This window comes from Halolamina sp. CBA1230, from assembly GCF_002025255.2.
Classification (GTDB): Archaea; Halobacteriota; Halobacteria; order Halobacteriales; family Haloferacaceae; genus Halolamina.
In genome coordinates this window covers 2,769,799-2,789,544 of the sequence record NZ_CP054587.1, presented here as the reverse complement: position 1 = coordinate 2,789,544, position 19,746 = coordinate 2,769,799, and the positions used below count along the sequence as shown (strand labels likewise).

General features: G+C 69.9%; 19 protein-coding genes. 8 read left to right on the top strand and 11 right to left on the bottom strand.

Annotation, left to right across the window (positions count from 1 at the left end; translation table 11 throughout):
- Positions 1-23: 23 nt before the first annotated feature.
- Positions 24-983, bottom strand: coding sequence for a transcription initiation factor IIB family protein (locus B4589_RS14570; protein ID WP_079234951.1), 960 nt, complete (start codon positions 981-983; stop codon positions 24-26).
- Positions 984-1,181: 198 nt separating this feature from the next.
- Between B4589_RS14570 and B4589_RS14565 the strand changes: the two genes are divergently transcribed.
- Both B4589_RS14565 and B4589_RS14560 read left to right on the top strand, forming a co-directional pair.
- Positions 1,182-1,577: a hypothetical protein gene (locus B4589_RS14565; protein WP_079234950.1), complete on the top strand. Its 396-nt coding sequence runs from the start codon at positions 1,182-1,184 to the stop codon at positions 1,575-1,577.
- Positions 1,578-2,192 (top strand): METTL5 family protein, encoded by a 615-nt coding sequence (locus B4589_RS14560; RefSeq protein ID WP_079234949.1) that lies wholly within the window; start codon positions 1,578-1,580, stop codon positions 2,190-2,192.
- Here B4589_RS14560 and B4589_RS14555 read toward each other — a convergent pair.
- Positions 2,189-2,677: a hypothetical protein gene (locus tag B4589_RS14555; protein WP_143414360.1), complete on the bottom strand. Its 489-nt coding sequence runs from the start codon at positions 2,675-2,677 to the stop codon at positions 2,189-2,191. The genes B4589_RS14560 and B4589_RS14555 overlap by 4 nt on opposite strands.
- A gap of 86 nt (positions 2,678-2,763) precedes the next feature.
- On the opposite strand from B4589_RS14555, the gene B4589_RS14550 reads away from it, so the two are divergent.
- On the top strand, positions 2,764-3,444 hold the full coding sequence (locus B4589_RS14550) for a carbonic anhydrase (protein ID WP_079234947.1): 681 nt from the start codon (positions 2,764-2,766) through the stop codon (positions 3,442-3,444).
- 46 nt (positions 3,445-3,490) lie between these two features.
- Here B4589_RS14550 and B4589_RS14545 read toward each other — a convergent pair whose 3' ends face one another.
- Entirely contained in the window at positions 3,491-4,324 is an 834-nt protein-coding gene (locus B4589_RS14545; protein WP_079234946.1) for an MBL fold metallo-hydrolase, read from the bottom strand.
- A 440-nt stretch (positions 4,325-4,764) separates the two neighbouring features.
- On the opposite strand from B4589_RS14545, the gene B4589_RS14540 reads away from it, so the two are divergent.
- Both B4589_RS14540 and B4589_RS14535 read left to right on the top strand, forming a co-directional pair.
- Positions 4,765-5,781 carry a DNA-3-methyladenine glycosylase gene (locus B4589_RS14540; protein WP_079234945.1) on the top strand — a complete coding sequence of 339 codons (1,017 nt, stop codon included), beginning with the start codon at positions 4,765-4,767 and terminating at the stop codon, positions 5,779-5,781.
- A gap of 54 nt (positions 5,782-5,835) precedes the next feature.
- Positions 5,836-7,818 carry a S9 family peptidase gene (locus B4589_RS14535; RefSeq protein ID WP_079234944.1) on the top strand — a complete coding sequence of 661 codons (1,983 nt, stop codon included), beginning with the start codon at positions 5,836-5,838 and terminating at the stop codon, positions 7,816-7,818.
- Between the two features lie 30 nt (positions 7,819-7,848).
- Here B4589_RS14535 and B4589_RS14530 read toward each other — a convergent pair whose 3' ends face one another.
- The 4 genes from B4589_RS14530 to B4589_RS14515 all read right to left on the bottom strand — a co-directional run bounded on the left by B4589_RS14530 (position 7,849) and on the right by B4589_RS14515 (position 11,183).
- Positions 7,849-8,919, bottom strand: coding sequence for a twin-arginine translocation signal domain-containing protein (locus B4589_RS14530; protein ID WP_079234943.1), 1,071 nt, complete (start codon positions 8,917-8,919; stop codon positions 7,849-7,851).
- Positions 8,912-10,222, bottom strand: coding sequence for a Tat pathway signal protein (locus B4589_RS14525; protein WP_079234942.1), 1,311 nt, complete (start codon positions 10,220-10,222; stop codon positions 8,912-8,914). Before B4589_RS14525 ends, B4589_RS14530 begins: the two co-directional genes overlap by 8 nt.
- 68 nt (positions 10,223-10,290) lie before the next feature.
- Positions 10,291-10,800 carry a helix-turn-helix domain-containing protein gene (locus tag B4589_RS14520; RefSeq protein WP_079234941.1) on the bottom strand — a complete coding sequence of 170 codons (510 nt, stop codon included), beginning with the start codon at positions 10,798-10,800 and terminating at the stop codon, positions 10,291-10,293.
- The gene (locus tag B4589_RS14515) at positions 10,797-11,183 is read right to left on the bottom strand and encodes a hypothetical protein (protein WP_176330532.1); all 387 of its coding nucleotides are present in this window, start codon (positions 11,181-11,183) and stop codon (positions 10,797-10,799) included. Before B4589_RS14515 ends, B4589_RS14520 begins: the two co-directional genes overlap by 4 nt.
- 110 nt (positions 11,184-11,293) lie before the next feature.
- Between B4589_RS14515 and B4589_RS14510 the strand changes: the two genes are divergently transcribed.
- Genes B4589_RS14510 through B4589_RS14500 form a run of 3 tightly spaced genes read left to right on the top strand, consistent with a single transcriptional unit; the run spans position 11,294 to position 15,119 of the window.
- Entirely contained in the window at positions 11,294-11,881 is a 588-nt protein-coding gene (locus tag B4589_RS14510; protein WP_079234940.1) for a (2Fe-2S)-binding protein, read from the top strand.
- Entirely contained in the window at positions 11,881-12,780 is a 900-nt protein-coding gene (locus B4589_RS14505; RefSeq protein WP_079234939.1) for a xanthine dehydrogenase family protein subunit M, read from the top strand. The genes B4589_RS14510 and B4589_RS14505 overlap by 1 nt, the downstream gene beginning before the upstream one ends.
- Positions 12,777-15,119, top strand: coding sequence for a xanthine dehydrogenase family protein molybdopterin-binding subunit (locus B4589_RS14500; RefSeq protein WP_079234938.1), 2,343 nt, complete (start codon positions 12,777-12,779; stop codon positions 15,117-15,119). The genes B4589_RS14505 and B4589_RS14500 overlap by 4 nt, the downstream gene beginning before the upstream one ends.
- Positions 15,120-15,128: 9 nt before the next feature.
- Here the strand turns inward: B4589_RS14500 and B4589_RS14495 are convergent, their stop codons facing one another.
- Genes B4589_RS14495 through B4589_RS14480 form a run of 4 tightly spaced genes read right to left on the bottom strand, consistent with a single transcriptional unit; the run spans position 15,129 to position 19,702 of the window.
- Positions 15,129-16,472 carry an ABC transporter ATP-binding protein gene (locus tag B4589_RS14495; protein ID WP_079234937.1) on the bottom strand — a complete coding sequence of 448 codons (1,344 nt, stop codon included), beginning with the start codon at positions 16,470-16,472 and terminating at the stop codon, positions 15,129-15,131.
- Entirely contained in the window at positions 16,465-17,508 is a 1,044-nt protein-coding gene (locus tag B4589_RS14490; protein ID WP_079234936.1) for an ABC transporter ATP-binding protein, read from the bottom strand. The genes B4589_RS14495 and B4589_RS14490 overlap by 8 nt, the downstream gene beginning before the upstream one ends.
- Positions 17,505-18,728, bottom strand: a complete 1,224-nt coding sequence (locus B4589_RS14485; RefSeq protein WP_079234935.1) for an ABC transporter permease — start codon at positions 18,726-18,728, stop codon at positions 17,505-17,507. The genes B4589_RS14490 and B4589_RS14485 overlap by 4 nt, the downstream gene beginning before the upstream one ends.
- Entirely contained in the window at positions 18,728-19,702 is a 975-nt protein-coding gene (locus B4589_RS14480; protein WP_079234934.1) for an ABC transporter permease, read from the bottom strand. Before B4589_RS14480 ends, B4589_RS14485 begins: the two co-directional genes overlap by 1 nt.
- Between the last annotated feature and the right edge of the window lie 44 nt (positions 19,703-19,746).

Here is a 19,746-nt window from a genome sequence, read left to right as displayed (position 1 = left end):
GAACGGCAGAACGGGGTCGGAGCCTACCGGAAGCCCATCGCTTCGATCTGTTCCTGGTAGCGGTTCCGGATGGTGACCTCCGTCACCTGGGCCACGTCGGCGACCTCGCGCTGGGTCTTCTTCTCGTTACAGAGCAGCGACGCCGCGTAGATCGCCGCGGCGGCAAAGCCCGTCGGTGACTTCCCCGAGAGCAGCCCCTGCTCGGCGGAGACATCGATGATCTCGGTCGCCTTCGACTGGACCTCCTCGCTCAGGCCGAGCTCGGAGGCAAAGCGCGGGACGAACTGCTTGGGGTCGACGGGCTTGAGCTCGAGGCCGAGCTCCTGAGAGATGTAGCGGTAGGTGCGGCCGATCTCCTTCTGGGGCACGCGGGAGACCTCCGCGACCTCGTCGAGGCTGCGCGGGATCCCCTCCTGTCGGCAGGCCGCGTACAGCGCGGCGGTGGCGACGCCCTCGATCGAGCGTCCCCGGATCAGGTCCTCGTTGAGCGCGCGACGGTAGATCACCGACGCGACCTCCCGGACCGAACGCGGGACACCGAGTGCGGAGGCCATGCGGTCGACCTCCGAGAGCGCGAACTGGAGGTTCCGCTCGCCCGCGTCCTTCGTCCGGATGCGCTCCTGCCACTTCCGCAGCCGGTGCATCTGACTGCGCTTCTCGGAGGACAGCGATCGACCGTAGGCGTCCTTGTCCTTCCAGTCGATCGTCGTCGTCAGCCCGCGGTCGTGCATCGTCTCGGTGATCGGCGCACCGACGCGGGATTTGCTCTGGCGCTCGGAGTGGTTGAACGCCCGCCACTCCGGGCCGCGGTCGATCTGGCGCTCGTCGAGCACCAGTCCGCAGTCGTCACAGACGAGTTCGCCCTGGTCGTCGTCGGTGATGACCTCGTCTGACCCGCACTCCGGGCAGGTGAGAACCTCGTCGGCCGCCGACTCGTCCTCGTCCTCGGACTCCCGCTGTCGCTCCCGGCTCGGACGTTCCATTAAAAGGTTTCTGGTGACCCCGACAGATAAGGCTTTTTTCGTCCTCACGTAAGACACAGAACTAATCGCTAGACGTGGCGGTGCTGCCGAGTTTCCGCCGTGCTTCGCCTGCGACCAAGGACGGCCGGAAGTCGCCGAAGCGTGATTACTATTGTGCATTGAGAAACCTTTTTGGATAACCAGTGGCTATGCAGTGGTATGAGCACGAGCCCCACGCGCGTCGAATCGGCTGTCGACTCCTGTCGCCCCTCGAACGTCGAGCCCGTCGAACTCGCGGCGTCGTCGCTGTCGACGACCGCGCCGGAGTACCTGCGGGAGGTGAAAGCCGAGCTCGCCGCCCAGGGGTACCAGCCCGCGGAGCTCACGGTCGAGGCCTGCTTCGCGGAGGACTGCTCGCTCGCGACACAGAAGGAGGCCGACCGCCTGCGCGACGTGGTCCGTGCGGGGGCGTTCCTCGGCGTCGGCGTCGTCCGCGTCGAGATCGAAGACGTGAGCGACCCCGAGAAAGTCCGCCCGGCGCTGGAAGCGCTCGAGGAGCGCGCCCGCCGGGAAGGCGTCACCCTTTCGGTCGACGGCCTCGACGTGCCGGCTTGAATGGGCAAACGGGCGCTGGCGGAACGACTCCACGGGCTCGCGGGGTTCCGCGACCCCGACGTGCGCCTCGAACAGTACCCGACGCCGCCGGACCTCGCAGCGCATCTTCTCCACCTCGCGGATCTCCAGGGGGATATCGCCGGGCGGGACGTACTCGATCTCGGTACGGGGACCGGTATCCTCGCGCTCGCGGCCGCCTGCCGCGATCCCGCGCGCGTGCTCGGCCTCGAACGCGACGCCGACGCGCTCGCTGTCGCCCGCGAGAACGAGCGCGCGATCGCGCCCGGAACGTCGGTCGACTGGCTCCGCGCCGACGCGACGCGGCCGCCGCTCTCCGCCGTCTCGACGGTCGTCACGAACCCGCCGTTCGGCGCCCAGTCCGGGAACGAGGGCGCGGACCGGGCGTTCCTCCGGACCGCGGCGTCGCTCGCGGACGTCTCCTACTCGATCCACAACGCCGGGAGCCGCGATTTCGTCGAATCGTTCGCCGCCGACGAGGGGGGTGAGGTGACCCACGCGTTCGCGGCGGAGTTCGAGGTCCCGCGGCTGTACGAACACCACGAGCAGGAACGTGCGGAGATCGACGTCGAACTGTTCCGGATCGAGTGGGGTTAGTCCGGGCGTCGCGGAACGCGCCAGCGATCGAGACTCGGGAGCGGGAGCGCGTCGGCCGCGAGCCAGAGCCCCGCCGAGAGCAGGCCGTAGCCCACCACCAGCAGCGCCCCGTTGGAGAACGCGACACAGCTGTCGACGCCGATGCCGATACGGACGCCGCTCCGGAACACGGTCAGCCCCCCGGTTGTCACCCCACAGCCGCCGCCGAACGCCGTGAACGGCGCGGCGACGATCAGCGCCACGCCGCCGACCGCGAGCGGCGTGCCCTCGCCGGCACGACGCCGGACGCCGACGGCGAGCCCCGCCGCGGCGAGACCCACGACCACGAGCGGGAGCGGCGGCGTCGACGCCGGAACGACCCCGTCGACTGCTGCCGCGGAGAGCCGGACCGAGAGCGCGATCGCGGCGAGTTCGGCGGCGACGACCGCGGTGGCTCCCGCGAGCGCGAGCGCCATCCGCGCGGGGAGCCCCGTGGTCCGAGACACGTCGGTTGATCGTTCAGTCAGTGTACTAACTTTTTCGGGCGGCGTGGATCGTCGGAGCTATGGGACGAGGGGCCGGGGCGTCGCGTATGGACGAGACGTTCCTCGAGATGCTGGAACGCAACGCCGACCACGCCGACGCGTTCGCGTCGCGGTTCGACGACCTCCAGCACGAACAGCGACCCGAGGCGGTCACGGTCTGCTGTTCGGACTCCCGGGTGCTCCAGGACCACGTCTGGGGGAACGACGAGCCCGGCCACCTGTTCAGCTGTGGCAACATCGGCAACCGCGTCGTCCAGCGCACCGACGAGGGGCCGCAGGTGTCGGGCGACGTGCTCTACCCGCTGGCACACACCGACACCGACCTCGCGGTCGTCCTCGGCCACACCGGCTGCGGGGCGGTCACCGCGACGTACGACGAGCTCACCGACGGGCTGTCGGAGCCGCCGGGGATCGAGCACTGCATCGACCTGCTCGCGCCCGGGCTCGAGGGGGGCGTGGAGAAGCTCCCGGCCGGACTGGATCGCGACGAGGCCGTGAACCGGCTCGTCGAGTACAACGTCGACCGGCAGGTCGAGTTCCTGCTCGACAGCGACGACGTGGCCGAGGGTGTCCAGGTCGTCGGCGCAGTGTACGACTTCCAGGACGCCTACGACGGGCGGCGCGGCGAGGTCCACGTGATCAACGTCGACGGCGAGACCGCCCCGGAGCGGCTCCGTGAACGCCACCCGGCGATCGACTCGCGGGTGCAGCGGCTCTGGACGTACTGAACCCGGAGAACTGGGACCCGCACTCGGCCTGCTCGTCGCCGAGCGATCAGACGTCGACTCTGTCGCCGATCTCGACCAGCTCCAGGCTGTGGGGGTGCTCGAACGAGTCGACGTGGTCGTGGAGCGCGGTCGGGTCGGCGGTGAGCCCCTTCCACATGTCCCAGTGGCTCGGCAGCAGGCGGTCGACCCGGAGCGCGCTCGCGGCCTCGACAGCTTCTCCCTCGTCGTTGTACCACTTGGTGTAGTTGGGCTCGCGGGTCCGCTTGTCCGGGATCATCCCCGCGGTCCCGAACGCGACGATACCGAGGTCGATATCGAACTCCCGACCCAGCCGCCCGAACGAGTCAGCCGGGCGGGAGTCGCCGGGGTGGAACACCGTCCCGCTCTCGTGCTCGAACACGTAGCCGACCGGATGCTCGGCGTCGGGGTCGTTCACCTCGACGACGTGGACCGTGAACTCCCCGAACTCCAGAACGTCCCCCTCGACCACCTCGCGAAACTGCTCGGCGTCGAGCGCCCAGCGCTCCTCCCAGGACTGCTCCTCGCGTGCGGCCGCCATGGCGGCATCAGGTGCGACAAAGGGTGCGCCCGTCGACTCCAGGATCGGCGCCTGGGACTCGCCGTGGACGTGGTCGCTGTGCTCGTGGGTCGCGAACACCGCGTCGGCGTCGGTCACGTCCGCCGGGTCGAACGGCACGGGGATCATCCGGATCGTCCGCGGCGGGTCGCCGGTACCCAGGTACGGGTCGACGAACAGGGTCGTCCCGTCGCTGCCCTTCAGCACGAACCCGTTGCAGCCGAGGTACCAGACGGCGACGCCGTCGGGGTCGGCCGACTCGATCGCCCGCGGGAGCCAGTCGCCCCAGTCGCTCGTGGTCATGTGTCGCGTTCCGGCCGGACGGCCCATAGCCGTTGTGACGTCGCCTGACTGGCTGTCGAACCCCCCGAAGATACTCAAAGCTGGACCGTGTGATTTCGTGTCATGCAAACCTCCACACGCCGGACTGCCGACTTCGCCGAGATGCACAGAGCGATGCAGATGGCCGCCGGCGCCGTCGCCGACGGCGCCAGCCGGGAGCTGTTCGGGGGCTGATCGCCGGTCGTCGGGCGCTGCCTGTTGTCGATCGCGTTCGGCTCCGCACAGTCACGGCATCGAGTTCCATGCAGCGCCCCGACGGGCGCTGCCGGTCACTCGCCGTGTTCGACGCTGCACAGTCACGGCAGGGGTTCCGTGCAGCCGACACGAGGTCGGCTGCCGGTCTCGCGCCGTGATTGACGATACCGAAACCGGGAAACCCACACACGGCCCACTCCCGCGTAATGGAGTCGGGCCGCATCGACGTTTCCTCGCTCGCCGGACCGTTCGACCTGCAGTCGACCCTCGAGAGCGGTCAGACGTATCTCTGGGAGCGCGCCGACGGCGAGGGGTACAGCGAGTCGGCCGCCTACGGCGGCGACGCGTGGTACGAGACCGTCCTCCCGCCGACGCCCGGGCTCGTCGACCGCCCGACGGTCGTCCGTGCCCGGCAGGTCGGTGGCGTGGACGACGGCACGATCGAGTGGGAGGCCGGCGGCGTCCCGACTGACGTCGACGGCCCCGCGGCACCGACCGAACCGGTCGACGGCGAGGCGGTCCTCACCCACCTCCTCCGCCTCGACGACAACCTCGACGCGATCTACGACGCGACCGACGACCGCCCGCTACTGGAGCGCGCCTACGATCGCTACCGCGGGCTGCGGCTCGTCCGTGACCCGCCGTTCCCCTGTCTGATCTCCTTCATCTGCTCGGCGCAGATGCGGGTGAGCCGCATCTTCGGCATGCAGCGCTCGCTCCGGGAGCAGTACGGCACGCCGGTCGATCTGGGCGACCGAACGGTGCACGCCTACCCGACGCCGGAGGCGCTCGCCGCCCGAACCGAGGGCGAACTCCGCGACCTAAGTCTGGGCTACCGCGCGCCGTACGTCCAGCGCACCGCCGAGATGGTGGCGACAGGCGAGGCTCATCCGGAGGACGCTCGCGGGCTTCCCTTCGAGGCGGCGCGCGAGGAGCTCACGCAGTTCGTCGGCGTCGGCGACAAGGTGGCCGACTGCGTGCTGCTGTTCTCGCTGGGCTACCTCCAGTCGATCCCGATTGACACGTGGATCAACACCGCCATCGGCGACTACTTCCCCGACTGCGACGGCGGCAGCTACGCCGAGACCTCGCGAGCGATCCGGGATCGGCTCGGCGCCGGCCTGCCCGAACGCGACGAGGTGTTCGGCGAGAGCGGCGCCGACGCCTACGCGGGCTACACCCAGACGTACGTGTTCCACCACCTCCGGACCGACGGAGAGTAGGCCAACCTCCTGCCCACCCGAACGGTGAAACCGTCCGCTTCCCAACGGGCGGACATGTCCGAGACACCGTACGGCGAGTGGGAGTCACCCGTCTCCGCGGCCGACGTGGCCGCCGACACGCTGCGGTTCGGCCCCGTCTCCGTGGACGACGGCAGCGTCTACTGGCTGGAGCGCCGCCCCGACGAGGAGGGTCGCGGCGTGGTCGTCCGCGCCGACGCGGGCGCACCCGACGAGCCGGTCGAGGTAACGCCCGAAGACGTCGACGTCCGCACGCTTGTCCACGAGTACGGCGGCGGCGACTTCGCGGTGCAGGACGGCACCGTGTTCTACGCCGCGTTCGGGGACCAGCGACTCTACCGCCTCGACGCGGGCGGCGAGGAGCCGACGCCGATCACGCCCGAACCCGAGCGCGAACACGGCCTGCGCTACGCGGACGTGGAGGTCGGTCCCGACGGCGACCGCCTCTACGCGGTCCGGGAGCGCCACGAGGGCGACGACGCCGAGGACGTGAGCAACGAACTCGTGACGCTGCCCGCCGACGGCGGCGAGGCGCCGGAGGTCGTCGCCTCGGGCCACGACTTCTACTCGTTCCCGCGGCTCGACCCCGAGGGCGAGCGGCTGGCGTGGACGACCTGGGACCACCCGCGGATGCCGTGGGACGGCACTGAACTCCACGTTGCGGACGTTGCCGAGGACGGCAGCCTCCGCGACGAGCGCGTGGTTCTGGGCGGGCCGGCGGAGTCGGTGTTCCAGCCCGGCTGGAGCCCCGACGGCCAACTCCACGCCGTCTCGGACCGAACGGGCTGGTGGAACCTCTACGAAGTCGACGCCGACGGCGAGGAGAATCCCCGGAACCGAACGCCCGAGGACGCCGAGTTCGGCGTCCCGCAGTGGTCCTTTGGCTCGGCGACGTACGCGTTCCTCGACGACGGCCGCGTGGCAGTGCTCCGGAACAGCGACGGCGAGTGGTCGCTCTGCCTGCTCGACAGCGACGACGAACGCTCCGAAACGGATCTCCCGTTCTCGGCGTACCCCCACGCCCGGATCGCGACCGACGGCGGGACGCTCGCGTTCGTCGGCGGCGGGCCGGAGATGCCGGCGACCGTCGCGCGCTGGGCTCCGGGCGACGACGAGCCGACCGCGCTCCGGCAGTCGTTCTCGCTCGACCTGTCCGAGGGGATGGTGTCCGAACCGGCGCACGTCGACGTGCCCACACGGGACGGCGAGACCACTCACGCCTACTACTACCCGCCGACGAACGCCGACGAGCGCGCGCCGGCGGGCGAGGATCCGCCGCTGGTGACGATGGTCCACGGCGGCCCGACCAGCCAGACCCTGCCCGTCGCGAACCTCGCGATCCAGTTCTTCACCACCCGCGGGTTCGCGGTCGCGGACGTGAACTACCGCGGCTCGACGGGGTACGGCCGCGCGTACCGTGACGCGCTCCAGGGGGAGTGGGGCGTGCTCGACACCGCCGACTGCGTCGACACCGCGGAGTACCTCGCGGAGACGGGTCGCGCCGACCCGGATCGGCTGGCGATCACCGGCGGCAGCGCGGGCGGCTACGCAGTGCTCTGTGCGCTGGCGTTCCACGACACGTTCGACGCCGGCGCGAGCCACTACGGCGTCGCCGACCTCGAGGCGCTCGCGACGGGCACCCACAAGTTCGAGTCGCGCTACCTCGACGGGCTGGTCGGCCCGCTTCCCGAGGCGAAGGAGACGTACGAGGAACGCTCGCCCGCGTTCCACGCCGAATCGATCGACGCGCCGCTCCTGCTGCTCCAGGGTGGCGAGGACCGCGTGGTTCCCCAGGAACAGGCCGAGGACATGGTCGACGCCCTGGTCGAGACCGAGACCCCCTACGCCTACGCGCTGTTCCCCGAGGAGCGCCACGGGTTCCGGACCGCCGAGGCGAGCCGGCGGGCGCTCGAACTCGAACTCGCGTTCTACGGCGAGACGTTCGGCTTCACGCCGGCCGACGAGATCCCGGAGATCAAACTGCACGAGGGGCAGCGGTCGGTGCGGCGAGTGGAGTAGAGCGGTGAGGTGGCGGGGCGGGAGGGCCGTTCAGAGCGTCAGCGTCGCCTCGGGCATGTTCAGGAACGCGGTCTCGTACCCCTCGTGCCGGGCGAGCTGGGGCGGCGTGTCGACGCTGATCGCCAGTTCGTCGCCGGTCTCGACGCCGTCGACGACCGCGCCGTAGTGGACGCCGAGGTCGGCGTCGAGCCACTCGTAGAGGTAGTCGTCGAACGCCGTCTCGCCGTCGCGGGTCAGCGTCGCGGACAGCGACATCCCCGGCAGCGGGAAGCGGTTGTACGGCGTGCGCGGCGAGACGGCGAGGTACTGCTGGTCGTCGTCGCCGCCGAACGCGGTCGCGTCGTCGAGGCGCTGGACCGCCAGCACGGCGTCGCCGCTCTCGGTGGTGCCGTGGCCAGTCCCCGGGAGGTCGTCGACCGCGGGTGCCCGCCGGATCGGGACCATCTCCATCTCCATCGGCTCGACGGCGCCGCGGCTCCCCTGCCGGGACTCCTCGATCTGGTTGAACGGGATGTCACGCAGTTCCGAACGCTGGTAGTCGAGGGTGAACTCGAACTCCGCGGCGCCGGTCTCGGTGAGCGCGCCGGTCCGGCGGCTGCCGCCCTCGCCCACCGAGACGGTCACGTCGTACTCGCCCTGCTGAGGGAGTTCGACGTTATCACCGAAGTGAAATCCCATGTTCTGTGAGATCATCGCCCAGGGGTTGAGGCCGCTGATGACCGATTCGCCGTTCCGTGTGAGATCGACCTGGGGGTTCACGTCGGAGGGAACGATACCCGTCTCGCTGTGCCAGACGATGGGCATGAGGTGGAGCGCGTCGTTCTGCCCGACTTTCACCTGCGTCGTGTCGTTGTTGGTGATGGTCCAGAAGCGGTGGGGGAAGTTGTACGTCAGCGCACAGCTGTAGCCGCCGTCGCTGGCCATCCCCGCCATCGCCATCCCCTCGGTGTGGGTGGGGACGTAGACGGCGTCGGGCCGGTCCTCGACCAGCGGCGGCTCCTGGGTGCCCGACTGGAGTTCGAACCCGAGACAGCCCGCGGTGCCGACGGCGCCGGCGGCGCCGAGGCCGGCGAGGAACGATCGACGGGACGGCTTACGCACGGGCCACCTCCGGGTTTTCGGCTGTCTCGGCGGCGGGGTTCGCGGGCGGGAGCGCCCGCAGGGAGCGCGGCGGGACGAGGAAGTTCCCCCGGCGCACCGTGTCGATGTACTGCAGGATCCCGTTGTTGGTGCGCTGACCGACCGCGGAGTTGCGGTCGACCTCCTCGCCGTTCATCGCCTCGCGCGTGGTGACGAAGTCCGAGATGGTCCGCTGGAGCGCGAGGAAGTGGACGCTCGCGCGGTCGCCGTCGGTGGAGTCGAAATCCCGGCGGAGGATGATCGGCTTGTCGTTCTCACGCACGTCGACCATCTTCTGGCCGTGGCCGACGACACCCTTGTTCCGGGCGGTGTCCATCGGCTCGTCGCAGTCGTCCATCCGCGGGTCGGTGCCGAGGTTCTCGCCGGCGTCCTCCACGAGGTCGTTCTCGGCGTGGTGGGGACAGAACATCTTGGCGACGCGCTGCTCGCGGGAGTCCTGCTCGTACCACTGGGTCAGGTTCAGCGTCAGCGTCGAGAGCTGCTGGGTCGTCCCGCCAGCGAAGGGGCCGTCCTGGATCGTCACGCGGTCCTCGCCGGGCTGGTTCCCCTCGTACACCGACTCGAACCCCATGTACATCGGCGCGTCCTCCGGCACCGGGCCGTCGTCGGGTACGCCGTCGACGTCCTGGTGCTCGGCGGGGAGGCCGTCGCCGATGAACCCCGTTCGGCGCTCCCGGACCGTGAACGCGTCCGTCAGCGCGGCGTCGGGCTGGGAGACGCCGTTGAGTTCGTCGAGTTCCCCCTTCAGCGCCTCCTCGGCGCCCATCACGACCTCGCCGTGGTCGCTGGCGAGGTGGACGATCGCGTCCACGTCGTCGGCGTCGGGGTCCTCGAACGAGGAGAGCGCCCGCGGCTCGGGCAGGTCGATGCTGTCGGGGAGATCCGAATCGAAGCGGTCGAAGTAGTACGGCGAGTAGCTGACCGTGAACAGCAGCCCCGCGGCCGAACGTTCGTAGGCGCGCTCGATCCCAGTCAGCGCGGTTTCGACGGCCTCGCGCTCCTCGTCGGTCGGCGTCCCGTCGCCGTACTCCAGCGCGAGCAGCACGCGGTGGCGCGGGTGATGGTTGTTGCCCGCGTCGTTCGTGGGCAGGAACGCGTTCCAGGCGTGCTGGCGGTCGGGGAACTCGGCGTCGGGCTCCTCGGGCCCCCGTGGGACGTCGATCTCCGCACCGCGGTTCAGGCAGGCCGACAGCGCCGCCGCGCCGCCGATCGCGACGGCGGATTTCACGAACGCGCGGCGGTCGATGCCGTGGGAGTCGCTCATACCACCGGAACGGGATCGACGGGAAAGTGGGTTCTGGTGCGCCTCTCGAAACCGCGGCGAGCGCCGCCCTACCCGTCGAGTAGCTCGTCGACCAGCCGGGTGAACCGATCCACGAGCCGGTCGCTCGCGTCGGGGTCGACCGTCGCGAGCAGCGACTCGGTCGTCCCGGGGTCCGACGGCGAGAGGTGGACCCGCCCGCACTCGTCGCGCCGCTCGTCGACGAGCCCCGCCTCGCTGAGCCGGTCGACGTGGTAGGAGAGCGTGCTCCGGGCGATACCGAGGCGGTCGGCGAGATCGGCCGCGGGCGTCTCTCCGGAGAGCAGCGCCGCGAGGATCGCCCGGGCGGTCTCCCGCCGGGCCAGCGCGATCCGCTCGCGGTCGCGCTCGTCGTACCCCGGCGGGAAGTAGTGGGTGCGGCCGTAGCGATCGTCGGCGACGACGCGGTCCTCGCGGCGCAGCCGGCGGAGGTGGTACTGGAGCTGCCCGGTCGCGAGGTCTAACTCCCGGCCCAGCGCGCTGGCGTGGCGGCCGGGGTGGTCACGGACGTGTTCGAGCAGTCGGTCGCGGACCTCGCTCATCGCTCGTCACCCCCGTCCCGGAGATCTCCCGGATCGCCGCCGTCCGCCCGGGCGGCACCCGAGTCGGCGGGCGTTCCGACCAGATAGACGGCCGCGATCACGAGTGCCGCCATCACCACGTCGAGGGCGTGTTCGAGCGTGTGGTGGGGTCCCGGGCCGACCGCGCCGGCGTAGGCGCCCAGCCCGATCGCGCTGCGGGCGAGCAGCGTCGACAGCGCCAGCGCCACCAGCAGGTAGCGCCGCGAGCGCCGCCGGACGAACGCCGCGATCCCGACGCCGGCGACGACGGCGGTCAGCACGGCCGCCAGCGAGAGCAGGGCGAACGTCACGGGGTCGCGCCCGTGGACGCCGGCCGCGAGCGGGACGCCGAGCCCGGAGAGCATCACGCGCGGCTTGGATCTGGAGGGTGATACGCCTCTCGGTGACGGGCCACGCCACCGGCAACGCCCCGGGCCGCACCAACCAATATGGTGCCTCGGCGCAACCCACGGGTATGTCCGAACACGAAGTCACGGCGACCGTCGACGGGGCGACCGAGACGGCGACCGTCGAGGCCCGGCGGCTGCTGGTCCACGCGCTCCGGGAGGACTGGGGGTACACCCAGCCCACCGTCGGCTGCGAGTCCGGGAAGTGTGGCGCCTGCACCGTCGAGATGGACGGCGAGATCGTCAAATCCTGCTGCGTGCTGGCGGTGCAGGCCGACGGCAGCGAGATCACGACCGTCGGCGGGATCGAGGGCGCACCCGAGGGGCTCACGGCGGTCGACGACGACGCTCCCGAATCCGACGGCGAGTTCGGGCCGGTCCAGCGCAGCTTCCACGAGGAACACGGGCTCCAGTGTGGCTACTGCACGCCGGGGATGGTGCTCCGGAGCCGGGACCTGCTCGCCGACAACCCCGACCCGGACCGCGAGGAGATCCGCGCGGGGCTGAAAGGGAACGTCTGCCGCTGCACGGGGTACGAGAACGTCGTCGACGCCGTCGAGGCCGCGGCCGCGAAGCTCGAACCGATCGAAACCGACAGTGGAGCGGCCCCGGAAGCGGAGGGCAACGGCTCGACCACCGACGGGGGTGGCGACTGATGTTCCCGCCGAAGTTCGACTACGAGCGACCGGACAGCCTCGACGCCGCACTCGACGCGCTCGCGGCCGAGGGCGCGGTCCCGCTCGCGGGCGGGCACGACCTCCTCCCGCTGCTCAAAGCCCGCGAACGCGACCCCGACACGGTCGTCGACCTCGGCGGCCTCGCGGAACTCCGGGGCGTCGAACGTGTGGTCACCGACGAGGGCGCGACCGAACGGCTCTCGATCGGCGCGCTCACCACCGACGCGGACCTGCTCGACGCCGACCCGGCAGGAGTCGAGGGTCTGCTCGACGCGACGCGGGCAGTGGGCGACGCACAGATCCGGAACCGCGGCACGGTCGGCGGGAACCTCGCGGCCGCCCACCCTGCAAGCGACATCCCCGCAGCGACGCTGGCCGGCGACGCGCGACTCCACCTCGTCGGCCCCGACGGCGACCGCACGGTGCCCGCCGGCGAGTTCGCGACCGGCGACCACGAGACCGTCCGCGAGGGCGACGAACTGCTGACCCGAGTTTCCCTGCCGCTCTCCCCGACCGCCGGGAGCGCGTACCGGCGGAAGACACACCCGTCGACGGGGTACGCGTCGGTCGGTGTTGCCGCGCGAGTCGAAGTAGTCGACGGCGTCGTGACCGACCCGCGGGTCGCGGCGGTCGGCCTCTGTGACGCGCCGACGCGGCTGGAAGCGGTAGAAAACGAACTCGACGGCGCCGACGCGGGCGCGCCGGTGGAGACGGTCGCGGCCGCGGCGGAGCGGGCGGGCGAGCGCGTCGACGGGTCGGTTCGCGAGGACCACGTCGTCTCCGCCGAGCAGCGCCGCGCAACGTTACCGACGTACGCCGAGCAAGCGATCTCGAGCGCGGTCGCTCGCGCCGTCGGGCGGGAGGGGGTGGGCGCATGAGCGGCGAGGAGAGCGTCATCGAGGCCGAGGGGTCCGTACCCGCGACCGCCGACGACGCGGCCGAGGGTGCGGCGGGGATCGGCGACAGCCCGTACCGCCGCGAGGACGCCCGCGCGCTCCGCGGGGAGACGACGTACACCGACGACTTCGGGCGGGAGGCCGCCGCGCTGGCGTTCGTCCGGAGCCCACACGCCCACGCACACGTAGAGAGTATCGACACCGACGCCGCGGAGGCCATCGACGGCGTAACGGCGGTGTACACGTGGGAAGACCTGGCCGCGGGCGACGCGCCGATGCGGCTCCCGGTCCGGACCGGCCCGCTCGACTGCGAGGTGCCGGGCCACCCCGTGCTGGCCGGCGACCGCGTGCGCTACGACGGCCAGCCAGTCGCCGCCGTGGTCGCGCAGGACCGCTACCACGCCGCCGACGGCGTCGAAGCCGTCGACGTCGAGTACGATCCCCTGCCCGTCGAGGACGACCCGCGCGAGGCCGTGAGCGAGGACGCGCCCACGCTGTTCGACGCGGCGCCGGACAACGTCGCCGCCGTCGGCGAGCTCGGCGACCGGGAGGAGACGGACCGCGCGTTCGCCGAGGCTGCGGAGATCGTCAGCGTCGAGCTGGAGAACAACCGCCTGATCCCGAGCGCGCTCGAACCGCGCGCGGCGCTGGCGGAGCACGACCGGACGGCGGGGTTCACGGTGACGATGACCAGCCAATCGCCCCACGGCCACCGGCGGAAGCTCTCGCACACGCTCGGCGTGCCGGAACGCCAGATCCGGGTCATCTCGCCCGACGTGGGCGGCGGGTTCGGGCACAAGGGCCACCACCACCCCGGCGAGGCGATGGCCGCCTGGGCCGCCCGCGAGCTCGGCGAGGCGGTGAAGTGGACCGCCACGCGGTCGGCGAACTACCGCGAGGGTGCCCACGGCCGCGACCACCGGACGACCGCCGAACTCGCGCTCGATTCCGACGGGCAGTTCCTCGGCCTGAGGGCCGACACGTACGCCGGCATCGGCGGCTACGCGCTCGGTGGCGGCGGCGCGATGCCGGGCTGGTACGGCCGCCTGCTCGCTAGCCAGTACGAGATTCCCGCGATCTACTGCCGGTCGCGCTGCGTGTTCACCACGACGGCGCCGGTCCACTCCTACCGCGGCGCGGGGCGACCGGAGGCGATCTACGTCACAGAGCGGCTGGTCGACGTCGCCGCCGACGAGCTCGGCGTCGATCCCGTCGAACTCCGGCGGCGGAACCTGATCGATCCCGAGGCGTTCCCCCACGAGACCGCTGTCGGCGCGACGTACGACAGTGGGAACTACGAACCGGCGCTCGACGAAGCGATCGACGCCGTCTCGGAGTACCCGAGCGGCGGCGAGCGTGACGACGACGGCCGCCTGCGCGGGGTGGGGATCGCGAGCTACGTCGAGAGCACCGGCGGCGGGTTCGAGAGCGGCGTCGTCCGCGTCCACCCCGACGGCGGCGTGACGGTTTCGGCGGGCACACACGACCACGGGCAGGGCCACGGAACGATCTACGCCCAGATCGTCGCCGACGAACTCCCCGTCGGGGCGGGCGAGATCGAGGTCGTGGAGGGTGACACCGACAAGATCCCTACCGGCACGGGAACGTTCGGCTCCCGGAGCACGGTCGTCGGCGGCAACGCGGTCGCGGAGAGCGCCGCGGACGTGCTCGCGAAGGCCGAACGAATCGCGGCCCACGAGCTCGACGCCGACCCCGATGAACTCGAACAGACCGAGTCGGGGTTCCGGGCCGACGCGGCCGGGGCGGACGAACGCCGCTGCTCGTTCGCGGACGTGGCGGGCGCCGCCTACGGTCGGGGGCTCCCCGCGGGGCTCTCGCCGGGGCTGGAGGCGACGACGTTCTACGAGCTCGAGGACACCGCCTACACGTTCGGCACGCACGCAGTCGCGGTGGCGGTCGACCCAGAGACGGGCGCGTTCGAGATCGAACGCTACGTCGCCGTCGACGACTGCGGCGTCCGGGTGAACCCCCGGATCGTCGAGGGGCAGATCCACGGCGGCGTCGCCCAGGGGCTCGGGCAGGCGCAGTCGGAGCGGGCGACCTACGCGGACGACGGCGAACTGGCGGCGTCGACGATGCTCGACTACGCGCTCCCGCGGGCGAGCGATCTCCCGGAGATCGAGACCCGGGCAAAGGAGACGCCGAGTCCGGGCAACGAACTCGGCGTGAAAGGGATCGGCGAGGCCGGCACGATCGCGGCGCCGCCGGCGCTGGTCAACGCCGTCACTGACGCGCTGGGCGTCGATCACCTCGACATGCCGCTTTCCGAAGAACGAGTGCGGGCGGCGTCGGAGGACTGAGCGGCCCGCTCAGTCGTCCGCGAGCGGGGCGCCGTGTTCGGTTTCGGGTTTGTTCCGCAGACACGCCGAGAGGTGGCCGTTCCCGTGGTCGGTCGCCTCCGGCTCCTCCTCCTCGCAGGGCGTGGTGAACGCCGAGAGCTCCTCCTCGGCGGTCTCGACGTCGCCCGTCGTGAGCGCGTCGAGCGACCGTTCGAGGATCGCTTCGGCCTCGTCGTCCTCGAGCGTCTCGGGCAGGTCGAACTCCACGCGGAGCTGTGACTCGACGGTCTCGTCGTCGACGGCCGACGGGTCGGCGTCGTCGGCCGAGAGCGCCTGTCGGATCCCCTCGGGGTTGACCTCGCCGGTCCGGACCTTGTCCCGGAACGTGAGCAGCGCGCGCCAGTTCTCCTGTTCGAGGTCGTACTCGTCGGACTGGATCACCATGTGACAGCGCGTGTGGAACTTACAGCCCGACGGCGGGCTGATGGGGCTGGGGACGGTCCCCTTGAGTTCGATGTTCTCGCGCTGGGCCGACGGGTCCGGCAGCGGGATCGCCGACAGCAGCGCCTCCGTGTAGGGGTGCTGCGGGTTCTTGAACACCTCGTCGGTGTCGCCGATCTCGACGATCTCGCCCAGATACATCACCGCGACGCGGTCACACACCTCCCGGACGACGCTCATGTCGTGGCTGATGAACAGCATCGACAGCCCGAACTCCTCCTGGATGTCGTTCAGTAGCGAGAGGATCTCCGCGCGGATCGACACGTCGAGCGCCGAGACGGGCTCGTCGGCCACGATGAACTCGGGGTTGAGCACGAGCGCGCGGGCCAGCGCGATGCGCTGTTTCTGCCCGCCGGAGAACTCGTGGGGGTAGCGGTCGTAGTAGTCGGCTTCGAGCCCCACGCGCTCGAGCAGGTCCTCGACGATCTCGCGGCGGCGCTGCTTGTCGGTCATCCCGTGGACCATCAACAGCTCCGCGACCGAACTCCCGACGGTCATCCGCGGGTCGAGGCTCGAGGACGGGTCCTGGAAGATCATCTGGGCGTCCCGGCGGAACTTCTTGAGCTCCTTATCGTCGAACGTCGTGACGTCGTTGGGGTGGGTGCCGTCCGCGTTCCGTTCGTGGCCGGCGCGCCCGCCGCCGTTGAAGATGACTTCGCCGTCGGTCGCCTCCTCCAGCCGAATGATCGAGGAGGCGGCGGTGGATTTCCCACAGCCGGACTCGCCGACCAGCCCGAGCGTCTCGCCCTCCGCGATGTCGAAGCTGATCCCGTCGACGGCCTTGGCGGCGCCGACCTGTCGGGAGAGGATCCCCTCGGTGATCGGGTAGTGCTTCTTGAGGTTCTTGACCGAGACGAGCGGTTCGTCAGTCACTGGTAACACCTCCGCTGGCCGCGCCGTCCTCCTGGTGGGCGTCGCCTTTCACCGTCGACGCGTCGTACCCCTGCTGGTAGTGGACACACGAGACGGCGTGGGTGTCCGAGATCGGCTCCTCGGGAGGCTGCTCGCCGGCGCGACACTCCTCGACCGCGTAGTCACACCGGGGCGCGAACCGGCAGCCGTCCGGGGGGTTGATCGGCGAGGGGAGCGTCCCCGGGATCCCCTCCGCGGCGCGGGCCTGCCCGGGCAGACACTCGAGCAGGGCCCTGGTGTAGGGGTGTGAGGGGTCGTTGAATATCTCGTCGACGGTCCCCCGTTCCATCACCTTCCCGGCGTACATCACGACCACGTAGTCGGCGATGCCGGCGACGACCCCGAGGTCGTGGGTGACGAACAGGATCGACATGTCGTACTCGTCCTGGAGCCGCTCGAGCAGGTTCAGGATCTGGGCCTGCACCGTCACGTCGAGCGCGGTCGTCGGCTCGTCCGCGATCAGCAGGTCCGGGTTGGTGACCAGCGCCATCGCGATCATCACGCGCTGTTTCTGGCCGCCGGAGAACTCGTGGGGGTAGTCGTCCAGCCGGGCGGCGGCGTTGGCGACACCCACCTCGTTGAGGAGGTCGACCGCGCGCTCGCGGGCCCTCTGCTTGGAGACGTCCGGCTCGTGGGTCTGGACCGCCTCGACGATCTGCCAGCCGACCGTGTAGCAGTGGTTGAGCGCGTCCTGTGGGTTCTGGAACACGTGAGCGATCCGCCCGCCGCGGATCTCCTGAAGTTCGGACTCGCTCATCGTCGTGACCTCCCGCCCGTCGAACGTCACGCTCCCCGTGACCTCGCCCGGCGGCGTCGGGACGATTCGGGTGATCGACTCGCTGGCGACCGTCTTCCCCGACCCCGACTCCCCGACGAGACAGACCGTCTCGCCGCGGGGGATCTCGAAGTCGATACCGTCGACGGCGGTCAGCGTTCCTTTGTCCGTCGTGAACTCCGTCGTGAGTCCTTCGACCGTGAGTAGTGGCTCGTCTGTCATTGTTCTGACTCCGCGTCGGCTTCGGGGTTCAGTGCGTCGAGGAGCGCGTCCCCGAGGAAGTTGAACGCCAGGATGGTGAAGAAGAGGAACATCCCGGGCGCGAGCGTGATCCAGGGCGCGAACCCGAGATCGGTCCGGCCCGCGGCGATCAGCTGTCCCCACGAGGGAACCGCCGAGTCACCGAGGCCGAGGAACGCCAGCTGTGCCTCCGCGAGGATGAACCCCGGCACCAGCAGCGTGATGTTGGTGATGATACTGCTCGCGCTGTTGGGCACGATGTGGGCCCGGATGATCCGGTACGTGCTCGCGCCGCTGAGCTGGGTAGCCTTGATGTACTCCTCCTCGGTCTTCGCGAGCGCGTTGCTCCGCACGTAGCGTGCGGTCCCCTCCCAGGCGAACAGCCCGAACAGGACGATGAACAGGAACAGGCCGCCACCCCAGATGTAGAGGATCAGCAGGTAGAGGATGAAGGCGGGGAACGACTGCTGGATGTCCACCCACCGCATCAGCACCTCGTCGACGAGCCCGCCGGCGTACGCCGAGACGGTCCCGACGGCGGTGCCGATGGTGATGACGATCAGCGTCGCGATGAAGCCGATCTTCATGCTGATCTGCATCCCGTACACGATGATTTTGAAGATGTCCTTGCCGTTCTGTGTCGTCCCCAGCGGGTACTGGAGCGTCCCCTGACAGGCGCCGTCGACGATCGGCCCGGCACAGTTGATCGGGTAGTTCTGGGAGATCTCCATGAACATCGGCGGCTGGTACTTCAGGAACAGCTCCGACTCGGGTGCGGGGATCACGACCGGCCCCAGCACGCCGATGACGAAGATGAAGATCAGCCAGCCCAGGCTCACCATCGCCGGCCGGTTGCGCTTCATCTCCCGCCAGTAGTACTTCGTCATCCGCGCGTTCTGGTACAGCGGGAGCACGATGTAGAACGCGAACAGGACCAGCGAGACGGCGAACAGCCAGTCGAGCTGGGTCACGTCGTACTCCCAGCCGATCGGTGCGAACGTCGGCGTGTACTGCCCGCCCAGATCCAGCCCCAGCATCTTGTCGTAGGGGCGGGTGACCAGGAAGTAGTCGTACAGTATCAACGCCGTGAGCACGCCGAGCGACACCGCCGTGCCGACGAAGTTCGGCGACAGCTCGCGGTCGGACTCCTCGGAGATCTGCTCCCAGTCGACTTGGTCGAAGGTGGATCTGTCGGTCGCCATTATCGATCCTCGAAGCTAATGCGTGGGTCGAGCATGGTGTACACCAGGTCCTGAAGCAGGTTCCCGATCGTGGCGATGAAGGTGAAAAACAGCGTGGAGCCGAGCACGAGGCTCGTGTCCTGGGCGGTGATCGCCCGGTACAGCGTCGTGCCGAGCCCCGGGATGCTGAACACCACCTCCACGAGCAGGGACGCACCCGTGAACAGTGCCAACAGCTGACTCACCATCGTCGTCGACAGCGGGACCATCGTCGGTCTGAGGATGTGCTGGAAGTAGATCTTGTACGTCGAGACCCCCTTCGCCCGCGCGGTCTTGACGAAGTCGGCGTTGACGTACTCCGCGGACTCGTTCCGGGAGACCCGCATGATCCCGCCGATCGACCCCGTCACCAGCACGAACACCGGTACTGCGAGCTGGTTCACGTTCGCGAGGCTGAACACCGGAACGTCCGTCTGGTATATCACCGGTATCCACTCCAACGTCACCCCGAATATCAGTAACAGGATGATCCCGAAGAAGAAGTTCGGGATCGCGTAGCCGAAGAAGGCGAAGCCTGTGGCGACGTGGTCCTTCCAACTGTACTGGTTAGCTGCCGAGTACAGTCCCACGATCGGGCCGATCAAGATCGTCAGTATCGTCCAGGGGACCGAGTACTGCGCGGTGTAGTAGAGCGCCTGGAGTAGCGCCACCGTTACGGGTTGGTTGCGACTTTCGGACCACCCCCAGTGGAACGTGTAGATGCCCACGACGTAGTCGAGGTACCGTTCGTGTGCCGGGCGGTCGAGCCCCAACCGCTCCTCCGCGCGCTCGGCCGCCGCCTCGGGGTCGTCGCCGGCGAGCGCGGCTTGTGTGACTGCCTGCTGGACGTTGGGGTTCGGCGCCGCCATCATCAGCCCCCACGTGATCGAAACGATGATGAACGTCACGATGGCCGCCCACGCGACCCGTCGGACGATGTACCATTCCATTCCCATATGTTAAATCCTCATGTGTGTCTGTCTCCGAAATCGCTGTATCC

Excerpts from the sequence above, each read along its gene's own strand:
- B4589_RS14570 (WP_079234951.1), bottom strand. The coding sequence starts at position 983 with ATGGAACGTCCGAGCCGGGAGCGACAGCGGGAGTCCGAGGACGAGGAC.
- B4589_RS14565 (WP_079234950.1), top strand. The coding sequence starts at position 1,182 with ATGAGCACGAGCCCCACGCGCGTCGAATCGGCTGTCGACTCCTGTCGC.
- B4589_RS14560 (WP_079234949.1), top strand. The coding sequence starts at position 1,578 with ATGGGCAAACGGGCGCTGGCGGAACGACTCCACGGGCTCGCGGGGTTC.
- B4589_RS14550 (WP_079234947.1), top strand. The coding sequence starts at position 2,764 with ATGGACGAGACGTTCCTCGAGATGCTGGAACGCAACGCCGACCACGCC.
- B4589_RS14545 (WP_079234946.1), bottom strand. The coding sequence starts at position 4,324 with ATGACCACGAGCGACTGGGGCGACTGGCTCCCGCGGGCGATCGAGTCG.
- B4589_RS14540 (WP_079234945.1), top strand. The coding sequence starts at position 4,765 with ATGGAGTCGGGCCGCATCGACGTTTCCTCGCTCGCCGGACCGTTCGAC.
- B4589_RS14535 (WP_079234944.1), top strand. The coding sequence starts at position 5,836 with ATGTCCGAGACACCGTACGGCGAGTGGGAGTCACCCGTCTCCGCGGCC.
- B4589_RS14525 (WP_079234942.1), bottom strand. The coding sequence starts at position 10,222 with ATGAGCGACTCCCACGGCATCGACCGCCGCGCGTTCGTGAAATCCGCC.
- B4589_RS14520 (WP_079234941.1), bottom strand. The coding sequence starts at position 10,800 with ATGAGCGAGGTCCGCGACCGACTGCTCGAACACGTCCGTGACCACCCC.
- B4589_RS14515 (WP_176330532.1), bottom strand. The coding sequence starts at position 11,183 with ATGCTCTCCGGGCTCGGCGTCCCGCTCGCGGCCGGCGTCCACGGGCGC.
- B4589_RS14510 (WP_079234940.1), top strand. The coding sequence starts at position 11,294 with ATGTCCGAACACGAAGTCACGGCGACCGTCGACGGGGCGACCGAGACG.
- B4589_RS14505 (WP_079234939.1), top strand. The coding sequence starts at position 11,881 with ATGTTCCCGCCGAAGTTCGACTACGAGCGACCGGACAGCCTCGACGCC.
- B4589_RS14500 (WP_079234938.1), top strand. The coding sequence starts at position 12,777 with ATGAGCGGCGAGGAGAGCGTCATCGAGGCCGAGGGGTCCGTACCCGCG.
- B4589_RS14490 (WP_079234936.1), bottom strand. The coding sequence starts at position 17,508 with ATGACAGACGAGCCACTACTCACGGTCGAAGGACTCACGACGGAGTTC.
- B4589_RS14485 (WP_079234935.1), bottom strand. The coding sequence starts at position 18,728 with ATGGCGACCGACAGATCCACCTTCGACCAAGTCGACTGGGAGCAGATC.
- B4589_RS14480 (WP_079234934.1), bottom strand. The coding sequence starts at position 19,702 with ATGGGAATGGAATGGTACATCGTCCGACGGGTCGCGTGGGCGGCCATC.